Origin of the sequence: Pseudomonas sp. B16(2017) (assembly GCF_002113205.1) — a bacterium.
GTDB lineage: Bacteria > Pseudomonadota > Gammaproteobacteria > Pseudomonadales > Pseudomonadaceae > Aquipseudomonas > Aquipseudomonas pharyngis.
Window position 1 is genome coordinate 1 of the sequence record NZ_NEKA01000021.1, and the last position, 16,961, is coordinate 16,961.

Sequence of the window (16,961 nt, forward strand, 5' to 3'; positions counted from 1 at the left end):
TTCATCAAGATCGATGGCGGCGGCGTGACCATGAGCGGGCCGGCGATCAACATCAACTCCGGCGGAGGACCGGGCAGCGGCACCGGCGCCGCCCCACTGCTGCCGGGCGTGTTGAAGCAGGCCGATGCCGACAAGGCTGGCGCTGTACTGACCCCGGCGCAGATCAACACCCTCAAACGTAATGCGCCGTTCTGCGAAGAGTGCGAAAAATGCAAGGCAGGTGCCTGTGCCATCTAATCGACTGACACCCAAAGACTGGCTGGCACAACAGCCGCTGCAGAAAGACGAACGCTTGTATCTGGTCATAAGCGCCGCGAGCGATGCCGAAGCGCTCAAGGCCTTATATCAGAGCGAACCGTCCATACAGGCCATTCCCATCTGGGGTGGAACGCCCTACTCCACCTGGCAACCGGTGATGCCATACGTCGCCGAACTCAAGGCCAACTCGGCCTTCCTGCCCTGGATCACCGAAACCGACGCCCTCGACTGGGGCTGGCTGGCGGTCTCCCGCTCGGAGCCCAACGAAGTTTTCGAACACCTGCGCAGTTTGACCCAGGTGAAGATGCCGGACGGGACCGAAGTGTTTTTCCGGTTCTGGGATGGGCGGCATATTTATCCGATTCTTGAAGGGCTGGGTGAGGCGGCTGGGGAAGTGTTGCCGGTGTTTGAGCGGTATCTGATTAATGGGCGGAGTCTGGAAGTCGGGCCGAGGGTGGTGCCGAAGGCGAAGGATTGGCCGTGGTGGGAAGTGCCGAAAGACCTGCTTGACAGCTTGATGGCCGAAAATCCGTCGACCGTAATCGGCAACATGATGCAGTGGCTGCTGGACGAACATGCCGACCTGTACTTCTCGTTCCCTGAATCGAACCTGCAAAAGAAAGTGGCGCGCTTCGTAAAACGCACGCCACTCACGGAAGAAAACTTTACCGGCCTACTGAAGGCCCATCTGGAAAGTGAGGTGGCTGTATGAGCATTTTGATGGGTGAGATTGTTGCCAATCTCAATGCAAAACAGCCTGATGCTCAGGCCATCATCAGCGACTTCAAGAAGTGCCTGAAGGATTATCGCGAGCATGCCGAAGCCTGGTACGGCGGCATTCTGGACGCAGAGCAACAGTTCAAGGTCGGTGACGAAGTCGGTACGGCGGACAAAGACAGCAAAAAGGAAAATACCCTTTATGCCAACTGCCCTGCCAACGGCAAACTCAAACTTGTACATAGTTTCGAGTCTGCGCGTTTTGTACCTATCGGCAATACGCCGGTGCGACTGGTGCCAGTGGAGAATGGCAAGCTCTACGGAAAGAACGAAGTCGGTCAACCGATCAACGTCAAAATCGGTCCAAGCGGGATTCTGGAGGTCACTGGCCTCAAACCGCATCAGCAATATGAAATCACTTTTTTCCCGAATCCCACCAAGGCTCAGATCGATAGCCTGTTCAACTCCTATCAAGGCGTAATCGGGGACCTTAGCGGCTGGCTGCAAACAGAGTGGACCACCGACTTTCTGCCACTTTGGCAAGCGCATACCAATGCATCCATGGCTGGACGGGCATTGCAGCAATTGGAGTCGGCGTGGAAGGGGTTCCTCAAGGCGATCATGGGGCTGTGGGGGGACATCAAAAGTCTCTACGACCTGGTTGCACACCCTCGGGAAAACTACGAAAAACTCAAAAAATTCTTCACCGAAGAACAGATAAAGAAGATCTATAACGCTTCAAAAGAAGCCATTCAAACAGCCCTGCTGATCGCCAGTGACGAGCCACTTATGTGGATCTACGTCGCAGCTATCGTAGCGTGGGTCAAAATGCTGCCTCCGCAGACCTGCACTGAAGTGCTGGCAGAACTGACTACGGAAGTACTGCTGAACATCCTGATCGGTATTGTTTTGACGGGCGGGATCGGTTTGGCCGTCCGTATTGGCACCAAGGGCCTTAATGCTGCAAGGAACAGCGGCAAGGTCATGACACTGATTGAAGACTTCACGTCGATGCTGATGAAGATCAGCAAGAAGAATGCGACAGCACACGCCGATACGGCGAAACCGTTGATGCTCAACGGCAATTCGCCACTGAACCAGGCGAGAAAGGCGAGCGTAGAAATTGCGCCTCCAAAACCCGCAGAGACCGCCACACCACCAAAGAAAAAACCACCCGTTTCCGGAGGTGCTGTAGAGACGGATGCGCAGATTCATGCACGCGGCAAGAAGGAAAACAGCACCCGCGCTCAACAACAGGAAAATGTAGACAACGCGCCCAACCAGTCCAAAAACCCAGCGGATCAACCTGCTCAGTGCGCCGATAAGACCTGCACTAACGGTGAACCGGTATCGATGGTTACCGGCGAGGAATTGCTGACGCTCACTGACGGCGTATTGGGTGGGCTGCTACCCATTGAATGGACACGTCTCTATCGCAGCAGCGCGGTTGAAATCGACGGGCGTCTCGGCCATGGCTGGAGCCACTCCCTATCCCATCGCCTGCAAATCAACGATGAAGGCGTGTTGTGGACTGATAACGAAAACCGTCAGACCCGCTTCCCGATGCCGACCGAACAACGTCCAGCCATTACCAACAGTCTGGCTCAGGCGGCGATTTATTTGGGCAGCGCGCCGGGTGAACTGATCCTCACCCAAGCAGGAGCAAAACCACGCTTTTATCACTTCCGCGCAAACCGACTGACGACGGTCAGTGACTCCTACGGAAATCAGGTGCATATCAGCTATGACCTGGTGGGGCGGATCCAGCGCATCGATAACGGTGCGGGCCGCGCGTTGCTGTTGCGCTACGACGATCGCCATATCGTTGCCGTTGATCAGCAACAGCAGCGTTCTGAGTATGACGAGCGCGGTGAGCGCCAGGATCCTTGGCTGACCATTCAGAACCTTGTCACCTACCGCTATAACGCTCGCAACCAATTGGTCTCGGCATCCAATGCCGCAGGGGAAACCGAGCATTACCGCTACAACGATCAGCACGTCATTCTCGAGCGACAACTGGCCGGTGGCGCCAGTTTTTTCTGGGAATGGGAGCGTGAAGGCAAACTTTCCCGTTGCGTACGTCATTGGGCCAACTATTCGCAACTGGAAGCTCGCTACGAGTGGGATGACAAAGGCACGGTTACGGTTCACAACGCCGATGGCAGTGAACAGGTTTACGTGCATGACGAAAATGCACGGCTGATCAGTGAAACCGCTGCCGATGGTGCTGAAACGCAAAATGCCTATGACGATCAGGGACGTCTGGTTGCTGTAAAAGATCCAATGGGGGCCATCACCGAGTATCAATACAGCGATGCCGGACGATTGATGGCTGTCATCCCGCCGGAAGAAGAACCAACCCTCTACAACTACTTCGATGGGCAACTGATTGAAGTCAAACGTGGCAAGGCCCGTTGGCAGTACGACCGCAATCAACAAGGCGACATTACCCAGCAAATCGACGCACAGGGCAACGAAACCCGCTACAACTACGACGGCCAGGGCCGGCTGCTGGAAATTCATCACCCTGATGGCAGTCGCCATCAACTGGGCTGGAACAATCTCGGTCAATTGCTGGAGGAACGTCTTCCGGACGGTGGTCAGCGCAAGTACCGCTACGACGCACTCGGACGCCAGATCACCCGCCAGGATGAATTCGGCGCCATCACCCATTTTCAATGGGATGCCGTCGACCGGTTGACCCAGATCACCCTCCCCGGCGGTGCCACCCGTGCCTTCACTTACAACCCGTACGGACGCGTCACCGCCGAACGCGATGAGCTCGGCCGCATCACCCGCTACGAATACGCCGATAACCTGCACCTGGTCAGCCGCCGCATCAATCCCGACGGCAGCCAATTGCGCTATCGCTACGACAACGCCGGCCTGCTACTCACTGAAATCGAAAACGAGCGCGGCGAGCACTACAAGCTCGACTACTACGCCAACGGTCTGATCCAGCAGGAAACCGGTTTCGACGGCCGCCGCACCGCGTACGAATACGACCTCAACGGCCAGTTGCTGAAGAAGACCGAATTCGGCGATGACGGCAGCGAACTGGTCACCGAGTATCAGCGCGATGCTGCCGGTCGACTGCTGGTGAAAACCCTCGCCGATGGCGAAGAAATACACTACAGCTACGATGCCCTGGGCCGTTTGGTGAATGTCGACGACGGACACTGGCCGCTTGCCTACGAATACGACGTGCAGGATCGCCTGATCACCGAGCATCAGGGCTGGGGCACCACGCGCTACGAATACGACAGCGTCGGACAACTGAGTCACTGCAGCCTCCCCGATGGCAGCACACTCGACTACCGTCATCTCTCAGGCGGACGCCTTAGCAGTATTGACCTCAATGGCTCACGCCTGACCAGCCACCAATTCACCGCCGGTCGCGAACAGCAACGCCAACAAGGACTGCTGCTCAGCCAATACCAGTACGACGAACAAGGTCGCCTGCAAGCGCACAGCGTCCGCCAGCGCGAGAAAAACCTGTTCCAGCGTCGCTATAACTACGACGCCAACGGCAACCTCGCCGGCATCGATGACAGCCGCAAGGGCAACCGCAGCTTCCACTACGACCCGCTGGACCGCTTGACCAGCGTACGTGGCGCGACACCGGAAACCTTCGCCCACGACCCGGCCGGTAACCTGCTCGGCCAGAACAACGAAGGCACAGCCAACCTCGCCAACGTCAAAGGCAACCGCTTGCTGATGCAGGGCGACCGCCACTACGACTACGACGCCTATGGCAACCTGATCCGCGAACGCCGTGGCACCGGACAGAAACTTGTCACCGAATACCGCTACGACTGCCAGCATCGACTGATCGGTGTCAGCCTGCCGGGCGGCAGCAATGCATCCTATAAGTACGACGCCTTCGGTCGCCGCATCGAGAAAACTGTCGATGGCCATACCACCGAATTCTTGTGGCAAGGCGAACGCCTGATCGCCGAAAGCGGTGACAACCGTTATCGCACTTACATCTATGAACCTGGCAGCTTCCGCCCACTGGCCATGCTCGACGGCGAAGGCCCGCGTAAGGCGACGCCGTTCTACTATCAACTCGATCATCTGGGCACACCGCAGGAACTCACCGACTACAGTGGCGAGATCATGTGGTCGGCGAAGTACCGCGCCTACGGCAACCTCGCGGCGCTGGATGTCAGTGAAATCGACAACCCGTTGCGATTCCAAGGTCAGTATTTTGATGCCGAGACGGGCCTACACTACAACCGTCATCGCTACTACAATCCGGGGACTGGGCGGTTTCTGACACCGGATCCGATCAAGCTTGCGGGTGGGTTGAATAGCTACCAGTACGTACCTAACCCTACGGGGTGGGTGGATCCGTTGGGATTAAGCAGTAATTGCCCAGGCTCAGAGTCAAAATCACCACCGAGCGAAAAACCAGATAATGCTTCTAAAAGCAACGTTCATGGTGCGGAACCTACTTCTCCACCCGCACCGGCATCACCTCCTGGTCAGGGTTACCATAATGAGGTCTATGGAAACAAACCGGTTAAACCGCAGGATGCTGTTAAGCGATGGGAGGATTTCCTAGGTGAAGGCCCCTATACAAATACCCATCCAAGAACAGGATTGCCTGATAACGATAGGATTGTATCTGCCGATGGCAAACGAAGTATTCGCTATGGTGCTCATGAAATGAATAGCAAACCAAACAAGCACCATTACCACGAAGAAACGTGGACTCTTGACGTAGTTAACAACGTCATGAACGTTGACAACACAGTAATTCGCGTCCCCCTAGGAACCAAATAGATGAAAATCACTATAATACGCATAATTAAAATTCTCACCGAGAGTATATATATTGAATTTTCAAGCCCCTATGGAAAAGGCTTTTCAAACCTCATAGCTCCGGAGGCAAAAGAAAACCAGTCCTATGACATCGAAATGGACATTGGCGATGAGTTTTTTTGGAATAAAAACATAATGACTTCAGAGGAAACCACTCCATCAATCCGCTCGAAACCCGATGCAACTTACATAACCGCGGAATTAACCTCCATTACTGACGACGGATGCGGTGTGCTAAAGCTTGGAAACTCCGTCATATTCTTATCACTAGAAGGACACAATCAAAACTTAATGCTACCGACCTTTATAGAACTCTCAACCAACGACCTCAGCTTCTACCTAACTAACATATAAACCAAACCCAAAAGGGGACCGAACCAAAAGGAGACAGATTTATTTTTTCGTTAAAGAAAATAAATCTGTCTCCTTTTCAAAAACAGTTGACGGCGTGCAGTGGCAAGTACTCAAAGACGACGGCGTTATCACATCCTCCTTCCCAGCTGGCGACTCACCTATGTCGCGCCCTATTTGAATTGAGACAAATCATGGATAGCAAGGCTTTCGATGAATACAACTACTGGCTGGGACAAAGCGAGGATTCCAACTGGAATGAATACATTACAGAGCAGGTAGCCAAAGGAGTTCTAGGAAATTTCAGCGCTGAAGACTGGAACCGGCTTAACGACACGATCCTATCAAGGGAAGAGTATTGGCAGGAGCGAAGTGCTGCGGCACTTGGAGAGAATCGCTCGGCTCAGGCAATTGAAATTCTAAAGAAACTTTTGGACTCTCCATTTACCGAAGTATTAATAGTCTCTGCCTCAGAACTGGATTGGAGTGAAGTCCCAATCGAGAATAAATACGCAAAGAAAATACAAGCTATTATTAACTCCCTAAACCACGAAGAACTCGAATCCTATCCTGAACTTGAAAACCTTCTAAAAAAAGCCAGCAGCGCGCAAATTTAAATAGAACTAAATCAAAGGGAGCAGATTTCTTATTCGTTAAAGAAAATAAATCTACCCCTTTTCAGAATCCGTTCGAGGGGCAAAAATGACAGCGCTTAAATGTATCCCAAGAAGTGTATGGAACGGGTTCGACGGAACAGGCTATAACAACATTGCGCAAGAGCTAGAGGCCGAAAACCATTCACTAAGAAAATGGATTTCATTATATTCCATCTACAAATACCCCCTTACCAATGACCCACATCAATATTACAACTTCATCCACCAATCAAAAAACTTCCAACATGCATTAGTAATATTTACAATCCCCACCAAAACACTTGAAACAAGCGATGGCGTGGACGACCGAGACATTTTTATCGCAAAAATAGAAACCATGAACTCTGAAGCGGAAATCAACTCCCTTCTTGAAAACCTCAACATAGACCCAGAACTGTTCACCACGCCATGGCGCTGTGAATACCCGCTCTAGGTGCCAAACTGCAATCGGAGGGGTTCGAATTTGCTTTCGTTGAAGAAAATAATTTCTTCCCCTTTTCAGTCCTTTTCAAATAGGCAAAATGAAAATTTTTCTCAACATTGAACACCTGAAAAACTTCAACTTCCCTAGTGCATTCATAGAATTCGCGACTACGGAACCTGAACCGGACATTGAGCCTTGGTGGTTACTAATATATCAAGAGGGAAAAATAAATTACTGGCACAACACGCTAAAAAACCTTTACCCAAACCGCACGCTAGTTCCTTTCGCTAAATTCAATGCGAATGATGATATTGCTTGCTTTGACGGAGATGATTTATCCGGCAATCCAAAAGTGCTAATAATACATGCATATGCTTCAGAGGGATGGGAGCTTCACGGAGAACATCCTGACTTTAGCGCATGGCTAAAAATAGCCATTGAGACCCATGCGGAATGGAATGAAGAAGATTAAAAACATCTACATCCAACATCTTATAGGTGTATTCAGTTCTCGCTGGAGAGCGCAATGATTTTCTCAATTGATATCACAGAGTGCTTTGGCGCGATCGACTCCGATAACGCAGGCGGGATCATAAGCTATATCAACATCCCCCCCATCGAACGCCCTCGGGAAAAATTTCACCTTAAGCTATCAAACTTTGTACTTAACTTAATCGACGAGCCAGTCATCGATTCGATCAACAGGCAGAATTCAACCATTTTGGAGAACATGACCGAAGACGGCTTCCTTATAATAAGACAAGCCAGTATTTCCTTTGATTCAATAAAAGGCTACGAAAAATTACTACGACTATTAAACCAAGACCACGGATATTTGACCCACGAACGCTACGGCCAAAAATTGAACACCGGAGACAAGATCTACGACATCAGCGGAAGACTCTTTTCGAACCCGGATCTTTTAATTAACTTCGCATTCATTTCACCCAGCACTATAACACTTAAATTTAATTCATCAGACTGCACATACATAGAAAGCTACCCCGAGCTTCAAAAATCTTTAGAAAAACTAAATCCAAGAGAAAAACCTACTCAACCACCTCTCACTGGCCTATTCGACCCCACATATAGCAACACTCACACCACTAGCAACTTTGGCGCTGGTTATCGAATCTACAATCAATAATTAAAATACTTCCACAAAAGGGAATAGGCTCACTTCTATTCACGCTCCAAAAAACAACAGGAATACCTCAATGAGTTACTTAAAAAAAGAAATCACATCAGCACTCGAAACAAACCATCTAAAAAACCAGCAACTCAAAGACAATGAATTAGAGAAAACAATCTCAAACATAAAAACCTGCTTCTTTTACTTAAACACAAAAAACCTTGATCCCCTCAATCTAAAATCCGTAACAAAACAACACGACCCAGACTTTTGGAAAAAAGTCGATCTCCTATACCCTTCTGAAAAACCAACATTAATCGTCCTCGACAACCAAATCCATGCTTGGACGCTTCAGTCATCTTCCGATTTGAAAATATTGCTTTCAGAAACGACTGGCTTTCCATTCTGGATAACCAATACAGCCCTTAGCTTCTTAACTTATGTAGACGACCACGATTGCGTACATACAGCATCCCCTTCGTTTCCTCCCGCGATTAAAAAATCATGATCTTCAAATCAGAAAACAACATCATTGACCCAACCTCTGTAACCTACCGCAGCCTTGGCTTCGGGGAACCTCTCTCCAACAATGCCAAAAAATATACTTTATCAATAAAAATCCACGAACTGCCCGAGCAATTCTACGAGCTAACAAATGCACTCATCGCCGAATGCATACAAGACGATAACAAACAAGGCTACGCCGACATCCCCGAATTACGAGATTGCAATTACCCGCCACTTTCAACCCTGATAAAAAACCGCCCAGACGTTGCAGCAACCCTCATCAAGGACTATTTATTCTTTGAGCTGTTCTATTTGCTATTCCCATCAAAGGGAGAACTCGAACTATTAATAAACTCGATTTCCGGAGTTTATTATCTGGACGATACGTTTCACCTATGCGGCGAAACGTATCCCTACCGAAACCTGTAATTGCCTTATTTCCGTCACACGCTGAAAACCCTAAGGCAAAAAACGCAACCTACTGCTGCCTTTCGATGATTTGCTCCCCCACCTCATACTTAACCACCACCCGATTCCCATACAACCGCTCCGTCTTCACCAACGCCCCCACCTGCCCCTTCTCCCTCACCTCCCGCCAAATTTCATTCTCCCGATACACCCACTCCCCCTCCCGCACAAACCGATGCCCCACTTCAAACACGTGATACCGATAAGCCCGCTCCCGATCACACAACAATTCCCCCTCCAACTGCGTCTCCCCAACCTTCAGCTTCAGCTGAAAGCTGCGATCCGTCGGGTTGTGCAGTACCAGGTCGATGTAGTTGTAGAAGATCGCCGCGCCGGAGCCGAATGGCAGGACGCGGCCGTCGTCCGGGAAGGGGTCGAAGCTGTGGTTGGCGCGTTCGATGACGACCAGGGGTGAGTGAATGGCCATCCAGTGGATGAGGTTGCTGAGTTGGCAGATGCCGCCGCCGATGCCGGTGCGGGCTTCGCCGAATGAGAGTTCCATGCCTTCGACGTAGCCGCGTTGGCGGGTCGGGCGGCCGACGAGGCGGCAGAAGGAGAAATATTCGCCGGGGGCGATGGTGACGCCGTCGATGGCGGCGACGGCGAGTTTGAGGTTGATGACTTTGTTGTGTTGCAGCGCGAGGTCGGAGTCGCCGAGTTTGCGGATCAGTTTTGAGGTGTGTTTGAGGTAGCGGTAAGGCAGGCGCTCGGACGTCGTGGCAGGACGCGCGTAGCGTTTGCTCGAGCAGTGCCAGGCGATGTGGCGGAACAGTCTTTTTTGCCACACGCGCAGCCAGTAAAGGGCCGGGTGGTAGAGGGAAAGTGGTTTCATCCTTGGCGAACGGCGCGGGCCGTTGTCTTCCTTGAGCTTGAAATGGCGGCGCATCTTACCGTGGAACCGCGCTTGATCGCCAAGCGCCTCGCCAGTGTCGCAAGCCGTAACAAGTCGCCCGGCCCGGGCGCTCGGAAATTAAGCTTGAACTAAGGTTGCGTCCCTACCATCCGGGCCACAAAGCAGCGGTTCTGTGTGCTGATTGCCGTCAGCAGAACCCTTCAACTTGAAGTGAGCCCAGACCATGAGTGCGATCGATTCCACCTCAAAACAACTGCCCGCCTTCAGTCTTGTATTGGTCAATTACAAGACGCCGGAAATAACCCGGATGTGCCTGGAGTTTCTCCAGCAATACGTCAAGGAGCATCAAATTCCGGTGTGGGTGGTGGACAACGATTCCGCCGATGAAAGCCTGATTTACTTGCGGTCCCTGGACTGGATCAACTTGATCGAGCGCCCTTCTCCCGGCAAGGAAGCGGGGCATATTGCTCATGGCAAGGCACTTGATCTGGCACTTGCGAAAGTTGAAACCGATTACCTGTTTTTGCTGCACACCGATACTTTCGTTTTTGACAGTACTGTCTTTTCGATGATGATGAATGAGTGCATGCAATCTTTGGATACAGCGGCGGTTGGTTGCGTCGAACAATTGGATCGAGGCGTCCTTAGAGACACCTGGCGTTTGTCTTCGCGTTATTTCAAACACTATTTCCGCCGGGCAAAACAGCATTTCGGGTTGCCGTCCCGAGATCCAAAACCCTACCGGGAAACTCACCTGAAAAGCTTCTGCACCTTGTGGAATGCACGGCTGATCAAGGCTCACGGGCTGCATTTTTCGATGGACGACCGGGTCCCGGGATACACGCTGCAGGATCGTTTAAGCAGCCTTGGCTACGGCATCAAATGCCTCTCGCCGCGGACGATCTTCCGCTACCTGGATCACATCCAGGCCGGCACCGTGGCTGCTGTCGGTGGATACGGCAAACAGCACCGCCGCACCACCATGTATCAGGAAACGCTCAAGCGCCTTCAGTTACAACAGGGCATGCGTCCCGCCAAATCGTAAGACAATAAAAAAGGGCGACTTCAAAGTCGCCCTTTTTGCATCTGAATTCTTTGGCCTCCACTCCGAGGAGGTGTTCGCCCAGTGTAATGGCCTGGCAATCCATGCACCGGTAAAGAGCCCTGACACTGGGCGAACGCGAAGGATTTTAATGGAAATTGGCGGATATGTCGTCCTGCTTCAACATGAAATTTATGTACTGAAAAGTTAAAGAAAATATTCGTCGATATTTCCCGACAAACTTTCTGACATCACCACCTCGAATACTTCATATGACTGTTCTCATACAATTACTTGTACAAGAACAGCCATTCTGTAGAGTCAATACTCAACTTTCATGCTGACTGGTCACTTTTAATACATCGGTGTAAGTGACCACGACGCTTTGCCCGACTTTCAAATCTTTCAGTTTGGCCTGAATCTCAGGCTTTTCGACGTTGAGGGTTTTCGACTGGCCCGAAGGGTTTTCCAGGGTGACCTGGTTTGCCGCCAAATCAATTTTGGTGATTTTCAGTTGCACCTGAACCTGGCGGAAGGCCTCGCCACCGGGGTTGTTGCTGCCCACGGCGTTGCGCAGTTCACCCGTGCGCTCGGTGGAGCCTGGCAGACCTTTATCCACGTCGGTGTCCAGATAAGCGGCGACCGAACGTGTCACCTCGATCTGGACCAGATCCCCCACCTTGAGATTTCCGAGGTTTTTCGCCTTGTCGCTGAGCTGAATGTGCACCTGGCGACCTTCCGCGCCTTCCAGGACCACTTGATGATTGGCCGGGTCAACCGCCAGCACTTTGGTGGTGACCCGGTCGGCCTCGACAGCGGCCGACAGCGGGATATCGGCGGCCATCGCCGAAAAGCTGGCCGTAGAAAGGACGGTGGCAAGTGCTATGGCGTGCGTCAGTGCTTGGAGCTTCATAAGCGATACATTCCCTGTGATGGATGGCAGCACCCATCGCCAACGTGATCAGCGACGGATGTGCCACTGAGCATAGACGCCCTTCAGGGTTTGTTCCGCGATCGTTGCGCGGTGTCCTGCGCGGTGGACTCGCCACTGGCGGTGCCTTTCCCGGAGCTCTGCCGCTGTTTGGGATCGGTGGGACGCAGTGCGTCGTTGTCGCGCTCGGTTTCACCCGGCGGACGAGGTTCGTCGGGGTGCTCGTTATCAGGGACAGTGTTCATTCCAGGCCTCCTCAGGCTTCGGGGTCGTCGAGTTCCCGCGCGACGTTCATGGCGGGCGAGTCCTTGTGCAGGTCATCGGCCTTGGCTCTGAGAATCTGCCATTGCTCAAGATCGATGGCACCTTGGCCGAGCAAATCGTCAGCGATGCGCTGCAGATCGAAGTAATGGGCATCCGGGGATTGTTGCCAGTACGTCTGATCGTCAAACATTTGCTGCCAGGTCGTCAGGTCTGGAGATTTCAGTTCCTCGCTCATGGATCGGATCCTCGGCCATGTTCCTCGGTAGAGGGGGCATCCTGGACAGAGTTCCAATCGATTCCTTCGCAGGCAGGTGCGCGGAATCAGTACCCGGTCATTTCCAGATAGCCCTGCCCGCCCCGATTGCCGCTCAGGCGCACCGGCCCTTCCCAATACGGAATGCGCAGGTTCATCCAGGCGTCGGGGTTGATTGCATCGAGGGTGATCTGCAGATTCCTCGTCGGGATCTCGATCGACCAGCGCACCGGCATCGAGCGGCCGGCGACCTTCGCAGTGCCTTGCGGGGTCAGCTTGATCTGCTCGGCGTGCAGGGTTTCGGTCTGGCCATCGGCGGCAATCCACGTGCCGGTCAGGTACGGCGCCCCTTCCTTCTGGCGCATGCGGTACAGCATGACGTGTTCGCCGCCGTCCAGATGCAGTGAGAACCAGTCCCAGCCCGTCTGATTGGCGGTCAGCGGCTGGCTGCTCCATTCGCGGTCGAGCCAGGCCGGGCCGTTGACGGTGTAGGTCTGACCGTCGATCTGCAGGGTGCCGCTGGCCTGGAAAAACGGCTGGCTGTAGTAATACGACGCCTGGCCCTGTTCGGATTTCTGGCTGAAACCCTTGTCGCCCTGCAGCACCAGCGGGCGGCTGGAGGTCAGGCGCAGCTGGTAGCTGAAGTTCTTGTCCCGGGCGCTGAGTTGCAGGTCGGCCAGGGGATCGCTCGCCTGACTGACGAAACGCCAGTCATCGATCCACGCCTCGAACGGCGCCGCACGCACCCCGGCCTGCCCGACACCGCCACGGGCATAACGCTCGGCGGCGTGGTGGACGCTGGCGGAGGTCACTGCCGCGTGCCCGAGCCAGATCGTCTGGTTGGCCCAGCCCGGTTGCTGCGGCGAGGCGTTCAGGGCGCTGCGGAATAACGTCCACTGCACGCCGAAATCGTTGCCCTGCGCATCCTTGAGATTGGCCGTCACGTACCACCATTCGATGCGAAAGCCGTCATGGGCGCCGTGATCCGCCGGGAAGCTGAACACCCGCCCCGGCACCACCGGTGTAAACGCCTGCGCCTGAGCGCCCATGCCGGCGAAACCCTTCTGCTCCGCTGTGGGGTTGTCGCAACCACCGAGCAACAACGCCAAAAACACCAGCGCAAACCTAGTCCTCATGAGCAAACGTCCTCAGCAAGTCCGCCGGTTGCGTGCGGTACAGCGAATACAGCGGCCACGCCGAGGCCAGCAAGGTCGCCAGCAGCGCCAGCCCCATCAGTTGCAGCAACTGCCATGGAAACACCCGCAGCGGCAGACGCCAGCCAAAGGCCTGCACGTTGATCACCGCGTCCAGACACCACGCCAGACCGATGCCCAACGGCAACGCCAGCACCAGCGTCAGCAGCGCCAACAGCCACGTTTGCCCGAGATTGAGCAGCATCAACTGCCGCCGCGTCACACCCAGCGCCCACAACGGTGCGAGCTGGCCGAGGCGGCTCTGGCTCTGGGTCAGCAGGCTGATGAACAGCGCCACGCCGGCGACGGCCAACGTCAGGCTGTTCAGCGCGGCGGTCGCGGCGAAGGTGCGTTCGAAGACTTGCACCGACCAGCCCTTGAGTCGCGCCTGATCGACGATCCGGCTGTCATCGAGCTGGAAGCGCGCCTGCAAGGCCGTGAGCAGCGCCGGGATGTTCGGCGGGTCGATGCGCAGGTTGAAGCGGTTCGGCGTCAGCTGCGGCCAGCCGCGCAACAGGTGATTGCTGTTGACCAGCACATGGCCCTTCGGATTGCCGTAGTCGGCGTAGATCCCGACGATACGCGGCGACCATGACCCGCCCGGCGTGGGAATCGTCAGGTGATCGCCCGGCCTGACTTTCAAACGACGCGCCAGTTGTTCGCTGAGCATCACCGCATCGTCCTTGGCCAGCGCCGCCCACGGGTCGTCACCCCGCGCTTCGAGCAATGGCCAGTGCTGGCGATAGTGCGGATGATCGATGATCCCGAACACGTCCGCCGGCCAGCCTTGCAGCGTTACCGAAACCTGCCAGTTGGGCATGATCGCGGTGACGCTCGGTTGCTGTTTGAGCCAGGTGGACAGTTCCCGCGCCTGCGCCGGATTGCTCGGGTTCAGATAAAGCTCGGCGGTGAGCCGTTGTTCGAGCCAGTCGTTGAAGGTCTGGCGGAAACCGGCGGTCATGCTGCCGGCGCCGATGTTCGCCGCCATCGCCAGCAGCAGCGCCATCAATGCCAGGCTCAGCGCCGGCAATTGTTGGCGGCAGTCGGCGAGAAACCATTGCCCGAGCACCGAGCGGCTGCGCCCGAGCAACCCGTTGAGCAGCGCACTGAGCAACACCGGCAGCGCAAGCGCGGCGCCGAGCAACAGCCCCGCCATCAACACAAACCCACTGGCCAGGCTGTTGCCCCATACCAGCGCGGCCAAGGCAATCACTGCACATACGCCGGCCACCCAACCCTGACGCCGCAACCAGCGCGCATGTTGCTGATGCCAGGCCTGCGGATCCGCCACCGCCAGCAACGGCAGTCGCGCCGCCCGCAGCAGACTGTTGGCCCCGGCCAGCAACGCGCCGAGCAGGCTCAAACCGATGCCGCTGAACCACCACCACGGACTCAGACGCAACTGCCCCGCCACTTCCGCGCCGTACAGACCGCGCAGGCTGGCGGCGACATCCGGCAACAGCACGCTCGCCAGCCAATAACCGCTGACCACGCCGAACAGCCCGCCGATCAACGCCAACGCGCCGAGTTCGACGATCAGGCAAGCGATCAGCATCCGCGCACTGACCCCGCAGGCCCTCAAGGTGCGCAGCAATCCCCGGCGTTGTTCAAGCGCCAGACCGATGGCCGCGTGGACGATGAACAAACCGACAATGAACGAGAGAAACCCGAGCGCATCGAGGTTGAGGTGGAAGCTTTCGGTCAGACGCGCAAGGTTGTTTTCCTCGCCACTGCTTTTGAGCTGCAACTGGCCTTTGAACGCGGCCGGGACGTCGGCGTGAAAATCCTTCGGCAGCAGCAGACGCGACAGTTGCTCGGGTTGTTCGAGCACGCGCTGAGCGGCGCCAATGTCCACCAGCAGCACGCCGGGGGCCATGTCGGTTTGCGCCCGCAGCGGCGGCAGCGTCTGGCCGGTTTCGGTGGCCGGGGTCGCGCCCTCGGCGAGGTTCAGCGCCCGCAAGGTCTCGGGAGAAATCCAGGTGCTGCCCGGCGGGGTGAAGAATTCGACGACGCGTTCAATCGGCATCGCCTGCCCGGCCACCGCGCTATCACCGGGCAAGGACACCGGTTCGATGCCTATCAACTGCAGGCGCTGGTTTTCGTGGCCCTTGAGCATCAGGCGCCCTTGCAGCACCGGCGACACCGGCCAGCCCAGGCGCCGCAGGTCAACGAACCATTGTTGCGGAAAGGTCGCGCCGTTCGGCGTGCTGAGGCTGGCCTGGGGCTCGCCGCCGATCATTTGGCTGGCCCGCGCGTAACTGTCCCGCGCCTGACTGTTGAGGGCTTCGACTCCGGTCAACAGACTGGTGGCCAGCCACAACCCGGTCAGCACACTGAAAAACTGCACCGGATGGCGCCGCCAGTGACTGAGCAGCGCCATCAGCGCGTGACGGAAAACCTTCACGTCAACCGACCGCTGGACAGCACCACGCGCTCCGCCAGCCGCGCGGCCACGCGCTGACTGTGGGTGACCATCAGCAAGGTGGTGGGTGTGTCGTCGAGCAATTCCAGCAACAGTCGCAGTACTTCGTCGCTGGTGGCTTCGTCGAGGCTCCCGGTGGGCTCGTCGGCCAGCAGCAATTTCGGTTGCGCGGCCAGCGCCCGACCGAGCGCGACCCGCTGTTGCTGGCCGCCGGAGAGTTGTTCGGGATAGCGCTTGAGCAATTCGCCCAGCCCCAGACGCTGCACCAGATGCTGCTGCCAGCGCGGGTCATGCCGCCCGGCCAGCCGCGCCTGAAACGCCAGGTTGTCTTCGATCCGCAGGCTGCCGATCAGGTTGTACTGCTGGAACACCAGACCGATTTCGGTGCGCCGCCAGTTGGCCAGTTGCGCCTCGTTCATCCGGTCCAGCCGATGTTCGCCGCTGCTGATGCTGCCGCTGTCGACCTTGTCGAGCCCGGCGATCAGGTGCAGCAGCGTGCTCTTGCCGCTGCCCGACTCGCCCATCAGTGCCAGACTGCTGCCGGGCCCGAGCGTCAGGTCGATGCCTTGCAGCACCGGCAACGGGCCTTGCGGGGTGAGGTAGCTTTTGAAGACGTTTTGAACCTGGAGCATGCCGTCATCCGATCGATCCGTGTCGGCCAAG

The 16,961-nt window shown here is 55.4% G+C and carries 17 protein-coding genes and 1 pseudogene; 11 read left to right on the forward strand and 7 right to left on the reverse strand.

The window, feature by feature from the left end; translation table 11 throughout:
- The 10 genes and pseudogenes from CAG25_RS26075 to CAG25_RS26115 all read left to right on the forward strand — a co-directional run.
- Positions 1-237, forward strand: a pseudogene (locus CAG25_RS26075) (type VI secretion system tip protein VgrG); the annotation flags it as partial.
- On the forward strand, positions 227-970 hold the full coding sequence (locus CAG25_RS26080) for a DUF4123 domain-containing protein (RefSeq protein ID WP_085613475.1): 744 nt from the start codon (positions 227-229) through the stop codon (positions 968-970). The pseudogene CAG25_RS26075 and the gene CAG25_RS26080, both read left to right, overlap by 11 nt.
- Entirely contained in the window at positions 967-5,763 is a 4,797-nt protein-coding gene (locus CAG25_RS26085; protein ID WP_256576186.1) for an RHS repeat-associated core domain-containing protein, read from the forward strand. Before CAG25_RS26080 ends, CAG25_RS26085 begins: the two co-directional genes overlap by 4 nt.
- Positions 5,764-6,156, forward strand: coding sequence for a hypothetical protein (locus CAG25_RS26090; protein ID WP_085613474.1), 393 nt, complete (start codon positions 5,764-5,766; stop codon positions 6,154-6,156).
- Between the two features lie 191 nt (positions 6,157-6,347).
- Positions 6,348-6,770: a hypothetical protein gene (locus tag CAG25_RS26095; RefSeq protein ID WP_064595260.1), complete on the forward strand. Its 423-nt coding sequence runs from the start codon at positions 6,348-6,350 to the stop codon at positions 6,768-6,770.
- A gap of 85 nt (positions 6,771-6,855) precedes the next feature.
- Positions 6,856-7,242: a hypothetical protein gene (locus tag CAG25_RS26100; protein WP_085613473.1), complete on the forward strand. Its 387-nt coding sequence runs from the start codon at positions 6,856-6,858 to the stop codon at positions 7,240-7,242.
- A gap of 88 nt (positions 7,243-7,330) precedes the next feature.
- Positions 7,331-7,705: a hypothetical protein gene (locus tag CAG25_RS26105; RefSeq protein WP_082934388.1), complete on the forward strand. Its 375-nt coding sequence runs from the start codon at positions 7,331-7,333 to the stop codon at positions 7,703-7,705.
- A 54-nt stretch (positions 7,706-7,759) separates the two neighbouring features.
- Positions 7,760-8,380 carry a hypothetical protein gene (locus CAG25_RS26110; RefSeq protein WP_085613472.1) on the forward strand — a complete coding sequence of 207 codons (621 nt, stop codon included), beginning with the start codon at positions 7,760-7,762 and terminating at the stop codon, positions 8,378-8,380.
- 70 nt (positions 8,381-8,450) lie between these two features.
- Complete coding sequence (locus CAG25_RS28520) at positions 8,451-8,873, forward strand: hypothetical protein (protein ID WP_143492995.1); 423 nt, start codon at positions 8,451-8,453, stop codon at positions 8,871-8,873.
- A complete protein-coding gene (locus CAG25_RS26115) occupies positions 8,870-9,301 on the forward strand; it encodes a hypothetical protein (protein WP_085613471.1) in 432 nt (143 codons plus the stop codon). Before CAG25_RS28520 ends, CAG25_RS26115 begins: the two co-directional genes overlap by 4 nt.
- Before the next feature lie 49 nt (positions 9,302-9,350).
- Here the strand turns inward: CAG25_RS26115 and CAG25_RS26120 are convergent, their stop codons facing one another.
- Positions 9,351-10,172 (reverse strand): VanW family protein, encoded by an 822-nt coding sequence (locus CAG25_RS26120; RefSeq protein WP_085613470.1) that lies wholly within the window; start codon positions 10,170-10,172, stop codon positions 9,351-9,353.
- Positions 10,173-10,416: 244 nt separating this feature from the next.
- On the opposite strand from CAG25_RS26120, the gene CAG25_RS26125 reads away from it, so the two are divergent.
- Complete coding sequence (locus CAG25_RS26125) at positions 10,417-11,238, forward strand: glycosyltransferase family 2 protein (protein WP_085613469.1); 822 nt, start codon at positions 10,417-10,419, stop codon at positions 11,236-11,238.
- A 325-nt stretch (positions 11,239-11,563) separates the two neighbouring features.
- On the opposite strand, the gene CAG25_RS26130 is transcribed toward CAG25_RS26125, so the two are convergent.
- From CAG25_RS26130 to CAG25_RS26155, 6 genes are all read right to left on the reverse strand, one after another.
- Positions 11,564-12,148: a hypothetical protein gene (locus CAG25_RS26130; RefSeq protein WP_085613468.1), complete on the reverse strand. Its 585-nt coding sequence runs from the start codon at positions 12,146-12,148 to the stop codon at positions 11,564-11,566.
- Positions 12,149-12,231: 83 nt separating this feature from the next.
- Positions 12,232-12,411 carry a hypothetical protein gene (locus CAG25_RS26135; protein ID WP_039767781.1) on the reverse strand — a complete coding sequence of 60 codons (180 nt, stop codon included), beginning with the start codon at positions 12,409-12,411 and terminating at the stop codon, positions 12,232-12,234.
- An 11-nt stretch (positions 12,412-12,422) separates the two neighbouring features.
- Positions 12,423-12,665 (reverse strand): hypothetical protein, encoded by a 243-nt coding sequence (locus CAG25_RS26140; RefSeq protein ID WP_074687761.1) that lies wholly within the window; start codon positions 12,663-12,665, stop codon positions 12,423-12,425.
- A gap of 86 nt (positions 12,666-12,751) precedes the next feature.
- The gene (locus tag CAG25_RS26145) at positions 12,752-13,819 is read right to left on the reverse strand and encodes a lipocalin-like domain-containing protein (RefSeq protein ID WP_085613467.1); all 1,068 of its coding nucleotides are present in this window, start codon (positions 13,817-13,819) and stop codon (positions 12,752-12,754) included.
- Positions 13,809-16,280, reverse strand: a complete 2,472-nt coding sequence (locus CAG25_RS26150; protein WP_085613466.1) for an FtsX-like permease family protein — start codon at positions 16,278-16,280, stop codon at positions 13,809-13,811. The genes CAG25_RS26145 and CAG25_RS26150 overlap by 11 nt, the downstream gene beginning before the upstream one ends.
- A complete protein-coding gene (locus tag CAG25_RS26155) occupies positions 16,277-16,930 on the reverse strand; it encodes an ABC transporter ATP-binding protein (protein WP_085613465.1) in 654 nt (217 codons plus the stop codon). The genes CAG25_RS26150 and CAG25_RS26155 overlap by 4 nt, the downstream gene beginning before the upstream one ends.
- Positions 16,931-16,961 lie beyond the last annotated feature (31 nt).